The sequence below is a fragment of the Streptomyces sp. NPDC031554 genome, assembly GCF_055580685.1.
In genome coordinates this window covers 190751-208033 of sequence record NZ_JBVIKX010000013.1, presented here as the reverse complement: position 1 = coordinate 208033, position 17283 = coordinate 190751, and the positions used below count along the sequence as shown (strand labels likewise).

Here is a 17283-nt window from a genome sequence, read left to right as displayed (position 1 = left end):
CGCGACGCGGACGTCGTGAGGAGGAACGTCGTGAAGAGCACGAAGGGCAGGAGCGGCATGAACCACCGGAACGGCACGAACAGCACCAAAAGCACCAACAGTGCGGACGGACCGGAGCGCACGGACGGAGCGGGCTCGCGGCGGGTCTCCCCGTCCGAGGAGCGCGACACCGTGGAGCGGCTGGTCCCGGCCTGGCTGGCGGAGACCGAGCGGCACGATCCGGCGGCGGCCCGCCGGGCCCGGACGGAGTGGGAACAGGGCTCCCTGTCGGCCCCCGCGGCCGAGGACCTCGCCACCTGGGTGACCGCCAGGGTCACCGACACCGCCTTCAACGAGGACGAGGGCCCGCGCGTCGACGGGCCGGCCCGCATCACCCCGGCCGACAAGGAGGCCGTGCACCGCTGGCTCGCGGCGCGTGGGCACGGCGTCTGAGGTCCGGCCCGGCGGGCGCCCGTGTCGGCGGGGTCACGCCGGGTACCCGGAGGTCTCGACGTCACGGCCGCGCGGCCCGGCCCGCCGGGCGGCGGACCGTCCACGGAAGGGGGCAGCGATGACGCAGCACGCCGACGACGACGCTCTGGACCAGCCCACGGGCGTCGCGGAACTGCGGCTGGCGACGGGAGAACCGGATCCCGCCCCACCCGACGACGTGCCCGCGCAGGAGCTGCCGCTCGACCGCAACCAGGCGATCCTCCAGGCCGCCAAACAGGTCGGTTCCCTCCTGAAGCGCAAGGGCCACCCGTTCGCCCTGGCGGGCAGCGTCGCCGTGTACGCCCACGGCGGCACCCAGAACCTCCAGCACGACGTCGACTTCGCCATCCGCCCCGAGGACGCGGAGGCCGTCGCCGAGACGCTGCGGGAGGCGGGGCTGACGGTGTACGAGCCGCCGGAGGACTGGCTGCTGAAGGCCGGCTGCCTCGGCCAGCAGGTCGACCTCATCTTCGAACTGGCCCACCGGCCGGTGAGCACGGAGCTGCTGGAGCGGGCCGAGCGGCTCTCCGTCGACTCGGTCCTCATGCCGGTGCTGTCGCCGACCGACCTGGTGCACAGCCGGGTGGCCGCCTTCTCCGAGCACCACTGCGACTTCGGCGCGGTCCTGCCGATCGCCCGTCTGCTCCGGGAGAAGGTCGACTGGGACCGGGTGCGTCGGGCCTGCGGCGACGATCCGATGCCCGACGCGTTCTTCTACTTCCTGGAACGGCTGGACGTCATCGCCCCGACGCCGAAGGAGGAACGGTGATGAGGCCTTTCGCCGAACCCACGGACGGCGGTGCCGGCAGCGCCGTCCCGCCCGCGGGAGACGCCGCCGGCACCGGCGACGCCGGGAACATCGAGTACCGCGTCGCCCATCTGCACGACCGGCTCGCCGCCGAGGAGCTCGCCGAACTGGGCGTGCGCGCCGAGGTGCGGGCCGGGTCGGTGGTGGTGACCGGCACGGTGCCCTCCGTGCAGTGCCGCGAGACGCTGCTGCGGACCGTCCACGAGGAACTGGCCGGACTCGCCGTGCACACCGACGTCGTGGTGGCCGGGACCGCCTCGCCCGACCGTGCGGAGGAGTTGCCGTGATCCGCGTCGCCGCCGTCGGGGACATCCACATGGGTCCCGAAAGCCAGGGCCTGCTGCGGCCCGCCTTCGACACCCTGGACCAGTGCGCCGACCTGCTGCTCCTGGCGGGCGACCTGACCCGGCACGGCACACCCGAGGAGGCACGGGTGGTGGCCCGGGAGGTGCGTGACCTGCCGGTGCCGGTGGTGGCCGTGCTCGGCAACCACGACCATCACGACGAGCGGCCCGAGGAGGTCACCGGGATCCTCCGGGAGGCGGGCGTGACGGTCCTGGAGGGCGAGGGGGCCGTCGTGGAGTGCGCCGGGGCGCGCGTCGGCGTCGCCGGCACCAAGGGCTTCGGCGGCGGGTTCGTGGGCCGCAGCGCCGGAGAGTTCGGCGAGCCGCTGATGAAGGAGTTCGTCCGCTACACCCGGCGCAGCGCGGACGCGCTGCACGGCGCGCTGGAGGATCTCGGCCGGGACGGCTGCGACGTCCGGATCGCGCTCACCCACTTCTCCCCCGTCGCCGACACCCTCGCCGGTGAGCCGCCGGAGATCTACCCGTTCCTCGGCAGCTACCTGCTGGCCGAGGCGATCGACACGGCCGGCGCCGACCTCTCCGTCCACGGCCACGCCCATCTGGGCACCGAGCACGGGATGACGGCGGGCGGGGTGCGCGTGCGGAACGTGGCCCAGCCGGTGATCCGGCGGGCGTTCAACGTGTACCGGCTGCACGCCGCCTGACCGGCCCCGCACCGGCCCCGCGCTCCTCGGCCCGTCCGCGCCCCGGCCGGACTCCGCCTCCCGGGAGGCCGCGCGGACCCGGCCCCGGTCACGGGTCCGCGCGGCCGCGCCCGGCGGGGCGCGGACCCCGGTGCCGGCGCGTGGCACCGCCCGATGCCGGCGCGTGGCACCGCCCGATGCCGGCGCGTGGCACCGCCCGGTGTCAGCTCGTGGCGCGGACCGCCGCGCGGATCAGGTCCGCGACCTCCTTCGGCCGGGAGACGGCGACGGCGTGCGAGGCGCCGTCGAGTTCGACGACCGTCGCGCCCGCCCGCTCGGCGCCGAAGCGCTCGACCTCGGGGTTGATGGCGTTGTCCGCGCCGGCGATCAGCGCCCAGGAGGGCTTGGTCCGCCAGGCGGCCGCGGCGGCGGTCTCCTCGAACGCGGCGGCGGCCAGCGGGCGCTGGGCGGCGGCGAGGACCGCGGTGACCTCGGCCGGCACGTCGGCGGCGAACACGGCCGGGAAGGCGTCCTCGGCGATCGTGACCTCGACGGCGGGCTCGCCGCCCGGCACCGGGTACGTCCACTGCCGGAGGCTGCCGGTCAGCGGGGACAGCGGGAAGCGGCCCTGCAGCTCGCCGAGGCTCTCGCCCTCCTGGGGGACGTAGGCGGCGACGTACACGAGGCCGACGACGTTCTCCGTGACGCCGGCGACGGTGATGAGGGCGCCGCCGTAGGAGTGGCCGACGAGGATCACGGGTCCGTCGATCTGGGCGGCGACGGAGGCGACGTACGCCGCGTCGGACGCCAGGCCGCGCAGCGGGTTCGGCGGGGCGATCACGGGGATGCCGTCGTGCTGGAGTTCGGCGACGACGCCGGACCAGCCGGCCGCGTCCGCGAACGCGCCGTGGACGAGGAGGACGGTGGGGGCGGTGCTCATGTCGGGTGTCTCCTCGGGTCAGGCGGTGTGCAGGGCGGTGCGCAGGACGGTGACGGCCTGGGTGATGGCGGCCTCGGCCGCCCGGGTCCCCCGCAGCGCGTTGAGCATCACGAAGTCGTGGACGATGCCCTGGTAGCGGACGGCGGTGACGGGGACGCCGGCCCGGCGCAGCTTGTCGGCGTAGGCCTCGCCCTCGTCGCGCAGGACGTCCGCCTCACCGGTGACGACCAGGGCCGGGGGCAGGCCGGTGAGCTGGTCGACGGTGGCGCGCAGCGGGGATGCGGTGATCTCGGCCCGCTGTGCGGGGTCGGTGGTGTACTGGTCCCAGAACCACTGCATGCCGTCGCGGCGCAGGAAGTAGCCCTCCGCGAACTGGTGGTAGGAGCCGGTGTCGAAGCTCGCGTCGGTCACCGGGTAGAAGAGGACCTGCTGCACCAGGGGGACGTCGCCGCGCTCCTTGGCCATGAGGGTGAGGGCGGCGGTCATGTTGCCGCCGACGGAGTCACCGGCGACGGCGACGCGGGTGGCGTCCAGGCCCTTGGTGGCGCCTTCGGCGACGATCCAGCGGGCGACCGTGTAGTTCTGCTCGATGGCGACGGGGTAGCGGACCTCGGGCGAGAGGTCGTACTCGGGGAAGACGACGGCCGCCCCCGCGCCGACGGCGAGTTCGCGCACCAGGCGGTCGTGGGTGTGGGCGTTGCCGAACACCCAGCCCGCGCCGTGGATGTAGAGGATGACGGGGAGGGTGCCCCGGCTGCCGGCGGGCTTGACGAGGCGGGCGCGGACGCTGCCCGTGGGGCCGCCGGGGACGGTGATCCACTCCTCGTCCACGGCGGGCTTGTCGATCTCGCCGGACTGCACCTCGTCGACGGCCTTGCGTCCCTCCGCCGGCGCCAGGTCGAACAGGTACGGCGGGTTCGCGGTCGCCTCCACGAACGCCTGGGCGGCGGGTTCCAGCACCGGCGCGGCCGGCTCGACGACGTCGGACATGAGTTCTCTCCTGCTGTTGACGGTGTGCGTGTGACCTGCCCGTTCACGCTAGGGGCGGTCCGGGGACGGGAGTTGCCCGCAGGTGCAACGGCACTGTGCTCAGAGCGCACAGCGCCCGCCGCCCGGCGGGCCGCGCCTCAGCCCCGGCCCGCGCGGTCCCGCCACTCGCGGGGGGACATGCCGTAGGCGGTGCGGAAGACGCGGCTGAAGTGGGTGGCGCTGGTGAAGCCCCAGCGGCCCGCCACGGCGGCGATGGTGCGGCTTCCGCGGCCGTGGCGCGCCAGGTCGCGGCGGCACTCCTCCAGGCGGCGGCGCAGGATCCAGCGGCCGACCGTGGTGCCCTCGTCCTGGAACAGCTTGTGCAGGTAGCGCACCGAGATGTGGTGGGCGCGGGCGAGGGTCTCCGGGGACAGTTCCGGTTCCGTCAGGTGCAGTTCGACGTACTCCATGATGCGGGCCGTCATGGGCGGTGCCTGGGAGCCAGGTCCCTGGGTGAGGGTGCCGAGCTGTTCGGCGGCGAGGGTCGCCAGGAGGTTCACGGCGTTCCCGGCGAGCATCTCGCCCACCGGCGGCCGGGCCTCGGCCGCGGTGCGGGCCAGGTCGGACAGGAGCGGGGAGAGCAGCGCGCCGAGCCGGGAGGTGCGGGCGACCGGGGAGCGCGTGATCCGTCCCGCGTCGGCGGGGGTGAGTCCCAGCAGGTCGGTCGGGACGAGGAAGACGGTGGCGCGGAACCGTTCGGGGAAGTCCAGGGCGGGCGGCCGGTGTGCGTCGTAGAAGCAGATGTCGCCGGGGGCGAGGCGCACGCCCACCGGGTCGGGGGCGGGCAGGGGGGTGGCGCCCCGGAGGCCCACGAAGAGGTACTCGCCGGCGTCCCCGGCGTACGGCCGGTGCTCCGGCCGGGGTCCCCGGCCGCCCGGCAGCCGGCCGGGGCCGGTCTCGGCGGTCGTGATCTCGACGCCCAGGGGCGTCCGGCAGACGGGTGTGGCGATCGTGCTGGTGGTGGACATCTTCCGGCGTTGCCTCCTGAGTGGGCGACTGTCTGACGCGTCGTTCGGACGGTAGGCCGGGAGATGTGCAAAAAGAGTGACAACGCAGTGACGGCGGTGTGCGCCCGGCGCATCCGCGGTGTCCACCGCGGATGCCTCGTCCACCGCGGATGCCTCGTCCACCGTGCCCGCCTCATCCACCGTGCCCGCCTCGTCCACCGTGCCCGCCGTGCCCGCCGGCCCGGCTTGTGCGACGCGCCCGGCCGGTCGGGCGCGTCGCACAAGCCGGCCCGTCAGGCGCCTTCGGCGCCTTCGGCGCGCTCGGTGGCGAAGGCGCGCAGCAGGTCGTGCAGGGTGTGGCGGCCGGGGGCGTGTTCGGTGATCAGGTGGGCCTCGGCGAGTTCACCGAGGAGCCGGCGGGTGCCGCGCACCGGCAGTCCGGTGAGCGGCGCCGCCGAGGCCGGGGTGATGTCGGTGCCGGGATGGCGGGGCAGGAGCCGGAACAGCCGGGCGGCCTCCAGGGTCAGCAGCCGGTAGGAGCCCAGGAAGGCGGCCCGGACGTCGGCCGTCCCCCCGGGGCCGGTGAAGGCCTCCAGGGTGCCGTGCGTCGCCCGCAGACGGGCGGCGAGGTCCGCGAGGGACGTCCGGCGGCCCCCCGCCCGTTCGGCGACGGCGGCCAGCGCCAGGGGCAGCCGGCTGCTCCGGGCGACGATCTCGTCGGCGGCTCGGTGCTCGGCTGCCGTCCGGGGCTCACCGGTCAGCCCGGCCAGCATCGCGCGGGCGTCCTCCGCCGGGGGCGGCTCCAGGCGCAGCGGGCGGGCGCCCGCGGCGACGAGGCCGGGCAGGGCGTGGCGGCTGGTGACCAGCGCCAGGCTGCCGGGTGCGGCGGGCAGCAGCGGACGCAGTTGTTCCGTGCCGGCCGCGTCGTCGAGGACCACGAGGACGCGGCGGCCGGCCAGCAGGGTCCGGTACAGGCCGGTCAGGGCGGCCGGCCCGGCCGGCCCGGCCGGCATCCGGGCCGCCGGGACGCCGAGGGCCGCGAGCACCGTCCGCAGCGCCTCCTCGGGCGGCGTCGCGGCTCCCTCCGGGTCGCCGCCGCGCAGCGCGACGTGGAGGTGGCCGTCGGGGAAGCGGCCGGCGACCCGGTGGGCCCAGTGCGCGGCGAGGGCGGTCTTGCCGACCCCGGCCATGCCCGCGACGAGTACGGCCGCCGGGGCCCCGACGGTCCCCCGGGCCGCGTCCCACGCCGCCGTCAGCCACTCCAGTTCGGCCGCGCGGCCCGTGAAGCGGGCGGGGCCGGGAGGGAGCGGGGTCCGCCCCGCGGACGCCGTCCGGTCCGGTACGACGGGGGCGGTGTCCGACGCGCCGTCGGCGTCCCGCGGGTCCGGTCCCCTCCGTGCGCCCGGGCCCACCGGTGCCACCGGGGTCTGCCCCACGACCGGGCCCACCCCTACGACCGGTGCCTCCCGGCCGAGGCGCACGCGCGGCCCCGCCGTCAGCCGGCCCACGTCCTGGCGCAGCACGCGCGCGTGGGCCGCCGCCAGCTCGGCACCGGGGGTGGTGCCGAGCTCCGTCGCCAGCCGGCGGCGGACCTCCTCGTACGCCGTGAGGGCCTCCGCCTGGAGGCCGCAGGCGGCCAGGGACACCACCAGCCGGGCGTGCAGCGGTTCGTCGAGCGGATCGAGCGCGGTGGCCCGGCGCAGGGCGGGCAGGACCTGCGCGGTCCGGCCGCAGAGCAGGGCGGCGTCGGCCGCCAGCCGGGCCGTCTCGAGGAGTTCGCGGCCGAGGGCGGTGAACTGGACGTGCTCGCGCGCGGCGGCGGGGATGCCCATCGCCACCGGTCCGCGCCACTCCCCCAGGGCCTCGGCGAGGCGCAGGGCCGCCGTCTCGGCCCGGCCGGTGGCGGCCGCCCGCTTGCCCTGCCGGGTGAGTTCGCGGAAGCGCAGCAGGTCGACCTCTTCGGGGGCGGCCTCCAGCAGGTAGCCGCCGGGGCGGCGCAGCAGGCGCCGGCCGGGGGCGCGGGGCGGCAGTTCCGGCTCCAGCAGGCGCCGTAACGCGCCGACGTAACGGCGCACCACGTTCGGGGCGCTGGCGGGCGGTCGTCCCGGCCACAGCAGGGCGAGCAGCTCGCCGGTGGGCACCGGGCGGCCCGCGCAGGCCAGGAGCAGCGCGAGCAGGGCGCGCTGCTGGGGGAATCCGAGGTCGAGTTCCGCGTCCTGGCGCCACACCCGCACCGGTCCCAGCACCTCGAACCGCGTCACGGCCGGGTCAGCAGGCACCGGCCCGTCCGTCCCCCGGGGTCAGCCGGGCCCGGACCCCCTCGGCGTCGGGGTGGTCCAGGCCCCTCAGGAGCGCGAGGGCCTCGGTCCAGGCGGCGCGGGCGCCCTCCTCGTCGCCCATGGCGCGGTGGGTGTCGCCGGCCCGGACGAGGATGTCGGCCTCGGCGTAGGGCGCGCCGAGGTCCCCGAGGAGGGCGAGGGCGTTGCGGTAGGCGAGGAGGGCCTGCGGGTGGCGGCCGAGGTGCTGGTGGGCGTATCCGATGCTGTCCCAGGTGGCCGCCTGGCCGTAGCGGTCGCCGAGGTCCTGGAGGGTGGTCAGGGCCTCGGAGCAGTGCGTGAGCGCCTGCCGGTGCTCCCCCAGCAGCGCGTGGTACCAGCCGACCGAGTTGAGGGCGCTGGCCTGCGCGGCCCGGTCGCCGACGGTCCGGAACAGGGCGAGGGCGAGCTGGTTGTGGCGCAGGGCGCCGGGCAGGTCACCGCGCTGCTCGCTCTCCCAGCCGAGGCTGCGGTGGGTGTTGGCACGGCCGGTGTCGTCGCCCAGGGCGGTGAAGAGTGCGAGGGCCTCCTCGAGGCGGGACCGGCACCGGTCGTACAGGCCGAGCCGGCCCTCGATGCGGGCCAGGCCGCGCAGCCCGCGGGCCTCCATGGCGGGTTCGGCGAGCCGGCGGGCGGCGTTGAGGGCGGTGCGCTGGACGGCGAGCGCGTCGTGCCAGTGGCCCCGGCGGTCGAAGAACGGTTCCAGGGCCCAGGCCAGATGGCAGGCGATACGTTCCTGCCCGGTGGTGGCGGCGTGGTCGACGACGGCGAGGAGCACCGCGTGTTCGGCGGTGAGCCAGGCCAGGGCCCGGTCGTCGTCGGCGAGCGGTTCGGGGTGGACGCCCTCGGGCGCGGGCGGTGGGGGCGGCGGGTCGGCGTTGGGGGCGAGCAACCGGTCGGCGGCGTGGGCGGTGTGCAGGTAGTGGTGGTGCAGCCGGTGCAGGGCCGCCCGCCGTTCGGCGTGGGTGTGCCGCTCCTCGACGAGTTCGCCGGCGTGGGCGCGCAGCAGGTCGTGGAAGGCGTACCGGCCCGGGCTGTGCTCGGTGACGAGGTGCAGGCCGGTCAGTTCGGCCAGCAGCGGCCGGGTGCGGCGGGGCGGCAGTCCGGCCAGGGCGGCGGCGGCCGGCAGGGTGAGGTCGGGGCCGGGGTGCAGGGCGAGCAGCCGGAACAGCCGGGCCGCCGCGTCGGAGATCCGGCGGGAGGACCAGGAGAAGACGGTGCCGACGTCCACGGAGGCGTCGGAGCGGGCGAACGCGTCGAGGCTGCCGTGGGCCTCGCGCAGTTCGGCGGCCACGGCCGACAGCGGGAAGTGCGGGTGCGCGGCGGCGCGCGCGGCGACGCAGGCGAGGGCCAGGGGCAGTCCCGCGCACAGGTCGGTGATCTCGTCGGCGGCGCGCGGTTCGGCCTCGACCCGTTCGGTGCCCAGGCGGCGGACGAGGAGGGCGCGTGCCTGCCCGGTGTCGAAGGGACGCAGCGTCAGGGAGCGGGCGCCGTGCGTGGCGACCAGTCCGGAGAGGGCGTCGCGGCTGGTGACGAGCGTGAGGCAGCCGGGCGAGCCGGGCAGCAGGGGCCGTACGTGGTCGCTGTCGCGGGCGTTGTCCAGGACGATGAGCATCCGGCGTCCGGCCAGCGCGCTGCGATAGAGGGCGGCCTGCGCGTCCACGCCGTGCGGTGTCCGGTCGGGCGGTACGCCGAGGGCGTCCAGGAAGCCGCGCACGGCCTCGCCGGCCTCCATGACCGCGCCGGAGGGGTCGTAGCCGCGCAGGTTGACGTAGAGCCGGCCGTCGGGGAAGCGGTGGGCGACGCGGTGCGCCCCGTGCACGGCGAGGGTGGTCTTGCCGACGCCGGCCATGCCGCCGATCACCACGGTGCCGGGCGCGGCCGCGTCGCCGGACGCGAGGGCGAGGATCTCGTCGAGTTCGCCGCCGCGGCCGGTGAACATCGGGATGTCGTGCGGGAGCTGGGCGGGGACCGGGAGGGCGGAGGGGCCGGCGAGGGCCCTCGCGGGGGCCGGGGCGGGAGGTTCGCCCGGCTTCGCGGGGGGAGCGCCGTCCGCGTCCGGCGGCGCGCCGGCCGGTCCGGGCGCCGCCGTCCCGCCCGCGCCGGGTCCCGGCCGCAGCACGGTCTCGCGGGCCCGGCGCAGTTCCGCGCCGGGATCGATCCCCAGCTCGTCGGCGAGCCGGGTGCGTACGGCGTCGTACACGGCGAGGGCCTCGGACCGGCGGCCCGCCGCCGCCAGGGTGAGGATCAGCGCGGCCCGCACGGGTTCGTCCAGGGGATGCGCGGCGGCGGCCCGGTGCAGGTGGGGCAGGACGGCCGCGGGACGTCCAGCGCGCAGGGCGGCGTCGGCCGCCTCGCGCACGGCGGCCAGGCGTTCGCGGTCCACCGCGTCGAAGGCCGGATGGGCGCGGGCCGCGGCGGGCAGACCGGCGGCGACCGGCCCCCGCCACAGGGCGAGCGCCTCGGTGAGCGCACCGAGCGCCCGCTCGGGCGACTCCCGCGCCGTCCGCTCCGCGGCCCGGCGCAGGGCGCGGAAGCGGGCCAGGTCCAGTGAGTCGGCGTCGGTCAGGAGCCGGTAGCCGCCGGCGTCCCGCACCAGCCAGCGGCCCTCCGCGCGGGCGGCGAGGCCGGGCTCCAGCAGGCGCCGCAGCGACCCCACGTGCCGGCGCACCACGTTGACCGCGCTGCGGGGCGGGGCGGTCCCCCACAACGTGTCGACGATCTCGTCCATGCCGACCGGCTGGCCCGCTCCGACCAGCAGCAGGGCCAGGAAGGCCCGCTCCTGCCGCCCGCCCAGCTCCAGCTCCCTCTCGCCCCGCCGCACGCGCACGGGCCCCAGGACGGCGAACCGCACGGGTTCCAGCGGCACGTCTTCCCCCTCCGGTGTCACTTCCCGGAGGCCGACCCTACGTCACCGCGGGGGTTACCGAGAGTTCGTCCGGGAGCCGGGAAACCGCAGGTCGCGGGGGTCGCGCCGGATCCGCGCTCACGTCGACCGCGCGCGGACCAGGGCGTCCGTCAGCGCCCGGTGGATCTCGTCGGGGAGCCAGCGGCAGTGGGCGCCCTGCACCACGTACTCGGCCACCTCGCGCAGCTTGGTGTTGGTGTGCTGGGAGACCTCCCGCAGCACCTCCCAGCCCTGCTCGGGGCGCAGCCGTCCCATGGCGACGACCACGCCGATCGCCTGGTCGACCACGGCGTGGGAGGCGACGGCCTGCCGCAGCTGGGCCACCTCCTCCCGCAGGGCGGCGACGCGCGCCTCGACTTCCTCCTCCGCAGCCATGCCGCATTCCACGTGTGTTTCCCCTCCTCCTCAGGAGCCCGCGAAGGCACGGGCGGCCGGCACGGCGTCACCGCGCCGCCCTGTCAAGCCTGCACAGCGCGGGCCGGTCCGGCAGCACCGAGGACGAACAACCGCGCCGGTGCCGGTCCGGAAAACGAATGCGTACCGGGATGCGGGGAAAGCGTGCCGACGGGGCGGACGCCGCCCGGCGCACCGCGTGCGGGGCAGCTCGAACCGTCGGACGAGGGATTCATGGACACGCTGTTCTTCGACAGTGACGATCTCGGCCTGACCGAGGACTTCCTCAGCCAGGCCTACGCCAGGATGCGCATCGGCAGCGGCGGGCCGGAGTCCGGCCGGGCACGGATCAGCCGTGCCGCGATGCCCTCGGTGACCGTCGACGAGCTCGACCTCGGCTTCGAGATGAGCTACTCCGTCACCCCGCTGGGCCGGATCTGTCTGTGTCTCGTGCACGAGGGCACCATCCGGGACCACGCCTTCGACGGGGTGGAGGACGCCTTCGGGCCGGGCGACGTGGTGTCCTTCGCCCCGCCGGAACTGCCGTACTCGGGGCGGATCTGCGCGGCCCGCTACAACATCACCATGCTGGACACCGATCTGCTCTCCCAGGTGGCCGCCACCGCCCCGGGCCGCAGACCGGGGCCGGTCCGGCTGACCGGGCACCGGCCGCACTCCCCGGCCGCGGCCCGGCGGCTGCGGCAGACGGTCGGCTACGTCCGCGACCACGTGCTGGCCGCGCCCGACGTCGCCGACCAGCCGCTGGTCGCCGCCACCGCCGCCCAGCACCTCGCGGCGGGCGTCCTGGCCGCGTTCCCCAACACGGCGCTCACCGAGCCGACCGCGACCGACCGCAACGACGCCCGGCCGACGACGCTGCGCCGCGCGCTGGCCTACATCGACGACCACGCCGCCGAGCCGGTCACGGTCGCCGACATCGCGGCGGCCGCGCACGTCACCGTGCGGGCCCTCCAGTACGTCTTCCGGCGGCACCTCGACACCACGCCGCTGGCGCACCTGCGGCGGGTCCGGCTCGCCCACGCGCACGACGAACTGCGGGCCGCGAACCCGCTCGACGGCACCACGGTCACCGACGTGGCGGCCCGCTGGGGCTTCTTCCATCCCGGCCGCTTCGCCACCCTGTACCGCTCCGAGTACGGCTTCCCGCCGCACCGCACGCTCGCCGGCTGAGGTCCGCCCGGCGGCCGGGGCGGCGGCGCTCCCGCGGGAGCACCGCACCCGGGTGTCCCTCACGGGGTGGTCCACGACGGTGCCGCACGGACGACCGGGCGGGGAACGCGCTGGGTCAGCGCGGCGGTGGTCAGACCGATCAGGGCGCCGACGGCCACGTCGGAGGGGTAGTGGGCGCCGGTGTGGACGCGTTCGACGGCCACCGCCGCCGCGGGCACCGCGCACAGGGCGCCGGCCGACGGCCAGACCCCGGCGACGGCGGCCGTGAAGCCCACGGCGGCCGCCGTGTGCCCGGAGGGGAACGAGGAGGAGTCGGGCCGGTCGTGGACCCCCTCGTGCGGGATCCACTCCTTCGGCGGCCGGCGCCGGTACCGGAGCTGCTTGAGCACGCCGTTGGCCACCAGCTGCGCCGCGGTCATGCCGGCCACGCCCGCCGCGGCGGCCCGGCGGCCCCGCCCGCCCCCGGCGGCGGCCATCACGAAGGCGGCGCCCCACCAGAGCCTGGTGTGCCGCGCCGCCTCCTCCACCGCCGAAAGCGCCTGCCGCGCGACGGGCGACCGCCACGACGCCACCCTCCGCGTCAGCCTGCGGTCGCCGTCCCTCAGATCCTGTCGAACATCCATGAGCTGCGGCTTCCCGTACCGGGCGGCCCGTAACGGGAGGGCGTGGGGTGCCCGTCGCCGTACGTGGCGCTACTCCATGCGGCGCTGGTCCTCCTCGCTCCAGGCCCGGGTGTCCCGGGGCGGCACGTACGGTTCCTCGTCCTCGGGCAGTCCACCGGCGACCGCCCGCTGGCGGGCCAGTTCCGCGTCGAACTCGAGGCCGAGCAGGATGGCGATGTTGCTGATCCACAGCCACACCAGGAACACGATGACGCCGGCGAGGGTGCCGTAGGTCTTGTTGTACGAGCCGAAGTTGGCCACGTAGAAGGCGAAGCCCGCCGAGGCGACGAGCCAGATCAGCAGGGCCAGCACGCTGCCCGGCGTGATCCACCGGAAACCGCGGCCCTTGACGTTGGGGGCCGCCCAGTACAGCAGTGCGATCATCATGGTGACCAGGACGACCAGGACCGGCCACTTGGCGATCGACCACACGGTCAGCGCGGTGTCGCCGACACCCAGCGCGTCGCCGGCCCGGCGCGCGATGCCCCCGGTGAACACCACGATCAGGGAGCTGATCACGGCCAGTACCAGCAGCACCACCGTCACGCCGACCCGGACCGGCAGCACCTTCCACACCGGCCGGCCCTCCGGGATGTCGTACACGGCGTTCGCGCTGCGGATGAAGGCGGCGACGTAGCCGGAGGCCGACCACACCGCCAGCACGATGCCGACGAGCGCCATGACGGAACCCACCCCGCCCCGTCCCTGGAGCTGGGTGACCGCGTCGCTGATGATGTCCCGGACCGATCCCGGGGCGAGTTTCCGGAGGTTCTCCAGCACCTGGTCGGTCGCCGACTTGCCCGCGACCCCCAGCAGCGACACCAGCACCAGCAGGGCGGGGAACAGCGCCAGCACCCCGTAGTAGGTCAGGGCGGCGGCCCGGTCGGTGAGCTCGTCGTCCTTGAACTCCTTCACCGTGCCCTTCAGCACCGCCGACCAGGACCGCTTGGGCAGCCCGCTCGGATCGTCCGGTGCCCGGCGCTCCACCTGCTCGTCCGGTCCCGGGCGCGCCGCCCGCTCGTCGGGTCGGGTTCTCGATGTCCGTGCCATGAGGAACGGAGTAACCCGCGCGGGCCGGTCCATGCCCTCCGCCGAGATCCCCGCCACAGCCCGGACAGGTTCGCGGCGGCTCGGGGTAACCGTGCTCATGTGTGTGTTGTGTGCAGGTCCCGGGTGGGACCGTTCCCCGTGCACCGGTTCCGGGCGGCGCCGGAGCGGCCGCGGCCCGCCGGTCAGGCCGTACGGCTGCCGGAGTCCGGGACCCCTTCGTGCGCCCGGGCGGCCGCCGCGTCGCAGAACGCCTCGAGCCCCTCCAGCAGCGCGCCCCGCTTCCCCGCGGGCATCCCCGCCAGCACCGCGCGCAGTTCCCGCTCCCGGCGCTCCCGGAGGTCGGCCAGGAAGGTCCGCCCCCGTGCGCTGAGGCGCAGCCGCAGCTCACGCCGGTCGGAAGGGCTCACCACCCGCTCCACCAGCCCGGCGGCCTGGAGCCGGTCGCACAGGCGGCTCGTGGACGGCGGGGTGGAGGCCAGCGAGTCGGCGAGGGTGCGCAGGTTGATGCCCTCCTGGTGCTCCAGGACGAACAGCACGCGGAGCTGGGACGCGGACGCGGGCGCCGTGGAGGCCCGTCCCCACAGCACTTCCAGCAGCTCCGCGGCCGTCGCGGTCACCCGTGCGACCTGGTCGGGTTCCGGGCGGTGGCGGAAGGCAGTCACGGTCACACTCTCGCAGACACCGGGACGGCCGCCGGCGTACTGGCGGCTCCCCCGCCCCTCGGAACCCCTCGAACCCGCCGCGCCGCTCCGGCGCGCGGGACGCCTCCGGCCGGCGGACCGGCCACAGAGCGAAGGATCGGTGTTACTCCCGTCGTGGTACCCCCCGTCACGAACAGATTCGTCACCGCCGAACGCGCCCTGCGCACGGCGGCACCCCAGGAACTGGTCGAGGCCGTCCGCGGTGCGCTGGTCGAGCAGTACGCGGCGCTCCGCGTCGAGCTGCTCATGGCCGACTACGGCCTGACCGTGCTGCAGCCGGTGGCCGGCCCCCGGGACCGGGAGCCCCTGCCGGTGCACGCCGGCGCCGCGGGCCGCGCGTTCGGCGCGCAGGAGCCGTGCGTCGAGCCGGCCGGGAGCGGGCGGGTGCGGGCGCACCTGCCGGTCTCGGTGCGCGGCGACCGGCTCGGGGTGCTGTCGGTGACGCTGCCCGAGGACGGCGGGGCGCCGGACGTGCTGGGCGAGCTGGCGGAGGTCGCGCAGGTGCTCGGGCACGAGGTGGTCGTGGCCGAGCGGGCCACCGACCTGTACCTGCGGGCCCGGCGCAGGGAACGGCTCACCCTGGCCGCGGAGATGCAGTGGCAGCTCCTCCCGGCCCGCTCCGGCACCGGCCCCGGATACGCGCTCGGCGCCCAGGTGGAGCCCGCCTACGCCGTCCACGGCGACCACTTCGACTGGTCCGCGACGGACGACCGCCTCACCCTGTACGTCAACAACGGCACGGGGGAGGGCACGGAGGCGTCGCTGCTGACGAACCTGGCGGTCAGCGCGCTGCGCAACGCGCGGCGGGCCGGTCTGCCGATCGCCGATCAGGCGGCGCTGGCCGACCAGGCGGTGCACGCCCACCACCGGGGCCGCCGCCACCTGTCGGTGCTGATGCTGGAGGTCGAACTCGCCACGGGACGGGCCCAGGTGGTGGACGCCGGCTCGCCGCGGCTGCTGCGGCTGCGGGCGGGCACCGTCGAACGCGTGCACCTGGAAGCCCAGTTGCCGCTGGGCATGTTCGAGGAGACCGACTACGTGGCACAGCCGCTCCAGGTGGAGCCCGGTGACCGGCTGGTGTTCGTCAGCGACGGCGTCCACGCGGTCGCCCCGTCCGGCGGAAGGACGTACGGGGACACCGCCCTGGCCCGCGCGATCGCCGCCACCCGGCTGCTGCCGGCGGCCGAGGTCCCGTGCGCCGTGCTGCGTGAACTGACGGGGCGCCGCGGCGGGTCCGCGGCGCAGGACGACGCGCTCGTGGTGTGCCTGGACTGGCACGGCCGCTGACCCCGCGGGCCCCGGTCCCGCGCGGCCCCCGGCCGGCCGGTGTGGCGAAACCGACACGGCCGCCGACCGGGGTCCCCACAGCCCCGGCGAGGCCGGTGTGCGCCGGGACGACACCCCGCGTCCGCCGTCCGTGCGCCCCCGTTCCCGCTTGTCACCGCCCCTGTCCTCGCACTACTGTCACCACGCCTTGGTGAACGGGAAATCCGGTGTGATGCCGGTGCGGCCCTCGCCACTGTGATCGGGAAGTCCGGCTCCGGCCCTCACGGGCAGCCACTGGGTCCTCATGGACCCGGGAAGGCGGAGCACGGGCGGTGGTACCCGTCAGCCAGGAGACCGGCCAAGGCGCGTCAACCATCCACGAGGTGCTGGAGAGGGTCTGCTGAGCCATGCACATAGCCGAGGGTTTTCTGCCTCCGGCGCACGCGGTCGCCTGGAGCGTCGCGTCGGCGCCGTTCGTCGTCCACGGAGCCCGGTCGCTCACCCGTGAAGTCAGGGAACATCCCGAGAGCACCCTGCTGCTCGGCGCCTCCGGCGCCTTCACGTTCGTCCTGTCCGCTCTCAAACTCCCTTCGGTGACCGGGAGTTGTTCACATCCCACCGGTACCGGGCTGGGCGCCGTGCTGTTCCGGCCGCCGATCATGGCCGTGCTGGGCACGATCACCCTGCTCTTCCAGGCCCTGCTGCTCGCACACGGCGGCCTGACCACGCTCGGCGCCAACGTGTTCTCCATGGCGATCGTCGGGCCGTGGGCCGGATACGGCGTGTACCGCCTGCTGCGGCACCGCCGCGTGCCGCTGATGGTCGCGGTGTTCGCCGGCGCGTTCGTCGCCGACCTGTCCACCTACTGCGTGACCAGTGTGCAGCTGGCGCTGGCGTTCCCCGACCCGAGCAGCGGGTTCCTCGGCGCGCTCGGCAAGTTCGGGTCCATCTTCGCCGTCACGCAGATCCCGCTGGCGGTGAGCGAGGGGCTCCTGACCGTCCTGGTGATGCGGCTGCTCGTGCAGTCCAGCAAGGGCGAACTGGCCCGGCTGGGCGTGCTGCCGGCCGGGGACCGCACGTCGGACACGACCGGGGCGGTGACCCGGTGAAGCGGAACACGAGGATCAACCTCCTGCTGCTGCTCGCCGTGCTCGCGCTCGCGGTGCTGCCGCTGGCCCTGGGCCTCGGCGACCACAAGGAGCAGCCGTTCGCCGGGGCCGACGGCGAGGCGGAGACGGCGATCACCGAGCTGCGGCCGGACTACGAGCCGTGGTTCTCGCCCCTGTACGAGCCGCCGTCCGGGGAGATCGAGTCGGCGCTGTTCGCCCTCCAGGCGGCCCTGGGCGCGGGCGTCCTCGCCTACTACTTCGGGGTGCGCCGCGGCCGCCGCCAGGGCGAACTGCGGACGCTGGCAAGGCTGGAGCGGGAGCAGGACGGGGCCGACGTCCCGGACGGCACCGACGCCCGGAGCGGTGGCGACGCCCTGAGCGGCACCGAACCGCGGGACGGCGCCGACGCCCGGGCCGGTGCCGAAGCGCGCAGCGGGGCCGCGGGGCCCGACGGCGTGGGCGCGCCCGATCCGGGGAAGTCCTCGCGGGGACGGGTCTGACCGGG

At 75.9% G+C, this 17283-nt stretch carries 17 protein-coding genes and 1 riboswitch; of the genes, 8 read left to right on the top strand and 9 right to left on the bottom strand.

The window, feature by feature from the left end; genetic code table 11:
• The first annotated feature begins 171 nt into the window (after positions 1–171).
• From ACZ5FU_RS29330 to ACZ5FU_RS29315, 4 genes are all read left to right on the top strand, one after another.
• Positions 172–432 (top strand): hypothetical protein, encoded by a 261-nt coding sequence (locus ACZ5FU_RS29330; protein ID WP_451528748.1) that lies wholly within the window; start codon positions 172–174, stop codon positions 430–432.
• A gap of 118 nt (positions 433–550) precedes the next feature.
• Positions 551–1240, top strand: coding sequence for a nucleotidyltransferase family protein (locus ACZ5FU_RS29325; protein ID WP_451528663.1), 690 nt, complete (start codon positions 551–553; stop codon positions 1238–1240).
• Positions 1240–1566, top strand: coding sequence for a hypothetical protein (locus tag ACZ5FU_RS29320; protein WP_451528664.1), 327 nt, complete (start codon positions 1240–1242; stop codon positions 1564–1566). Before ACZ5FU_RS29325 ends, ACZ5FU_RS29320 begins: the two co-directional genes overlap by 1 nt.
• Entirely contained in the window at positions 1563–2288 is a 726-nt protein-coding gene (locus ACZ5FU_RS29315) for a metallophosphoesterase family protein (RefSeq protein ID WP_451528665.1), read from the top strand. Before ACZ5FU_RS29320 ends, ACZ5FU_RS29315 begins: the two co-directional genes overlap by 4 nt.
• Positions 2289–2490: 202 nt before the next feature.
• On the opposite strand, the gene ACZ5FU_RS29310 is transcribed toward ACZ5FU_RS29315, so the two are convergent.
• The 6 genes from ACZ5FU_RS29310 to ACZ5FU_RS29285 form a co-directional block, all read right to left on the bottom strand.
• Positions 2491–3207, bottom strand: coding sequence for an alpha/beta fold hydrolase (locus ACZ5FU_RS29310; RefSeq protein ID WP_451528666.1), 717 nt, complete (start codon positions 3205–3207; stop codon positions 2491–2493).
• Positions 3208–3225: 18 nt separating this feature from the next.
• Complete coding sequence (locus ACZ5FU_RS29305; protein ID WP_451779414.1) at positions 3226–4197, bottom strand: alpha/beta hydrolase; 972 nt, start codon at positions 4195–4197, stop codon at positions 3226–3228.
• 137 nt (positions 4198–4334) lie between these two features.
• The gene (locus ACZ5FU_RS29300) at positions 4335–5204 is read right to left on the bottom strand and encodes a helix-turn-helix domain-containing protein (protein WP_451779417.1); all 870 of its coding nucleotides are present in this window, start codon (positions 5202–5204) and stop codon (positions 4335–4337) included.
• A gap of 272 nt (positions 5205–5476) precedes the next feature.
• The gene (locus ACZ5FU_RS29295; protein ID WP_469047406.1) at positions 5477–7462 is read right to left on the bottom strand and encodes an AfsR/SARP family transcriptional regulator; all 1986 of its coding nucleotides are present in this window, start codon (positions 7460–7462) and stop codon (positions 5477–5479) included.
• Positions 7452–10367, bottom strand: coding sequence for an AfsR/SARP family transcriptional regulator (locus ACZ5FU_RS29290; protein ID WP_451528670.1), 2916 nt, complete (start codon positions 10365–10367; stop codon positions 7452–7454). Before ACZ5FU_RS29290 ends, ACZ5FU_RS29295 begins: the two co-directional genes overlap by 11 nt.
• A 117-nt stretch (positions 10368–10484) precedes the next feature.
• A complete protein-coding gene (locus ACZ5FU_RS29285; RefSeq protein WP_451528671.1) occupies positions 10485–10781 on the bottom strand; it encodes an ANTAR domain-containing protein in 297 nt (98 codons plus the stop codon).
• Between the two features lie 252 nt (positions 10782–11033).
• Between ACZ5FU_RS29285 and ACZ5FU_RS29280 the strand changes: the two genes are divergently transcribed.
• The gene (locus ACZ5FU_RS29280; RefSeq protein ID WP_451528672.1) at positions 11034–11990 is read left to right on the top strand and encodes a helix-turn-helix transcriptional regulator; all 957 of its coding nucleotides are present in this window, start codon (positions 11034–11036) and stop codon (positions 11988–11990) included.
• Between the two features lie 59 nt (positions 11991–12049).
• On the opposite strand, the gene ACZ5FU_RS29275 is transcribed toward ACZ5FU_RS29280, so the two are convergent.
• From ACZ5FU_RS29275 to ACZ5FU_RS29265, 3 genes are all read right to left on the bottom strand, one after another.
• The gene (locus tag ACZ5FU_RS29275; protein WP_469047404.1) at positions 12050–12613 is read right to left on the bottom strand and encodes a phosphatase PAP2 family protein; all 564 of its coding nucleotides are present in this window, start codon (positions 12611–12613) and stop codon (positions 12050–12052) included.
• A 69-nt stretch (positions 12614–12682) separates the two neighbouring features.
• The gene (locus tag ACZ5FU_RS29270; protein WP_451779423.1) at positions 12683–13702 is read right to left on the bottom strand and encodes a YihY/virulence factor BrkB family protein; all 1020 of its coding nucleotides are present in this window, start codon (positions 13700–13702) and stop codon (positions 12683–12685) included.
• Between the two features lie 182 nt (positions 13703–13884).
• Positions 13885–14370, bottom strand: a complete 486-nt coding sequence (locus ACZ5FU_RS29265; protein WP_451528675.1) for a MarR family winged helix-turn-helix transcriptional regulator — start codon at positions 14368–14370, stop codon at positions 13885–13887.
• 147 nt (positions 14371–14517) lie between these two features.
• Between ACZ5FU_RS29265 and ACZ5FU_RS29260 the strand changes: the two genes are divergently transcribed.
• From ACZ5FU_RS29260 to ACZ5FU_RS29250, 3 genes are all read left to right on the top strand, one after another.
• Positions 14518–15690: a PP2C family protein-serine/threonine phosphatase gene (locus tag ACZ5FU_RS29260; RefSeq protein ID WP_451528676.1), complete on the top strand. Its 1173-nt coding sequence runs from the start codon at positions 14518–14520 to the stop codon at positions 15688–15690.
• A 171-nt stretch (positions 15691–15861) separates the two neighbouring features.
• A riboswitch (cobalamin riboswitch) is annotated at positions 15862–16046 on the top strand.
• Positions 16047–16076: 30 nt separating this feature from the next.
• Positions 16077–16778: an energy-coupling factor ABC transporter permease gene (locus ACZ5FU_RS29255; protein WP_451528677.1), complete on the top strand. Its 702-nt coding sequence runs from the start codon at positions 16077–16079 to the stop codon at positions 16776–16778.
• The gene (locus ACZ5FU_RS29250) at positions 16775–17278 is read left to right on the top strand and encodes an energy-coupling factor ABC transporter substrate-binding protein (protein ID WP_468643453.1); all 504 of its coding nucleotides are present in this window, start codon (positions 16775–16777) and stop codon (positions 17276–17278) included. Before ACZ5FU_RS29255 ends, ACZ5FU_RS29250 begins: the two co-directional genes overlap by 4 nt.
• Positions 17279–17283: the final 5 nt, after the last annotated feature.

Excerpts from the sequence above, each read along its gene's own strand:
- ACZ5FU_RS29325 (WP_451528663.1), top strand. The coding sequence starts at position 551 with ATGACGCAGCACGCCGACGACGACGCTCTGGACCAGCCCACGGGCGTC.
- ACZ5FU_RS29320 (WP_451528664.1), top strand. The coding sequence starts at position 1,240 with ATGAGGCCTTTCGCCGAACCCACGGACGGCGGTGCCGGCAGCGCCGTC.
- ACZ5FU_RS29310 (WP_451528666.1), bottom strand. The coding sequence starts at position 3,207 with ATGAGCACCGCCCCCACCGTCCTCCTCGTCCACGGCGCGTTCGCGGAC.
- ACZ5FU_RS29305 (WP_451779414.1), bottom strand. The coding sequence starts at position 4,197 with ATGTCCGACGTCGTCGAGCCGGCCGCGCCGGTGCTGGAACCCGCCGCC.
- ACZ5FU_RS29300 (WP_451779417.1), bottom strand. The coding sequence starts at position 5,204 with ATGTCCACCACCAGCACGATCGCCACACCCGTCTGCCGGACGCCCCTG.
- ACZ5FU_RS29285 (WP_451528671.1), bottom strand. The coding sequence starts at position 10,781 with ATGGCTGCGGAGGAGGAAGTCGAGGCGCGCGTCGCCGCCCTGCGGGAG.
- ACZ5FU_RS29280 (WP_451528672.1), top strand. The coding sequence starts at position 11,034 with ATGGACACGCTGTTCTTCGACAGTGACGATCTCGGCCTGACCGAGGAC.
- ACZ5FU_RS29275 (WP_469047404.1), bottom strand. The coding sequence starts at position 12,613 with ATGGATGTTCGACAGGATCTGAGGGACGGCGACCGCAGGCTGACGCGG.
- ACZ5FU_RS29270 (WP_451779423.1), bottom strand. The coding sequence starts at position 13,702 with ATGGCACGGACATCGAGAACCCGACCCGACGAGCGGGCGGCGCGCCCG.
- ACZ5FU_RS29255 (WP_451528677.1), top strand. The coding sequence starts at position 16,077 with ATGCACATAGCCGAGGGTTTTCTGCCTCCGGCGCACGCGGTCGCCTGG.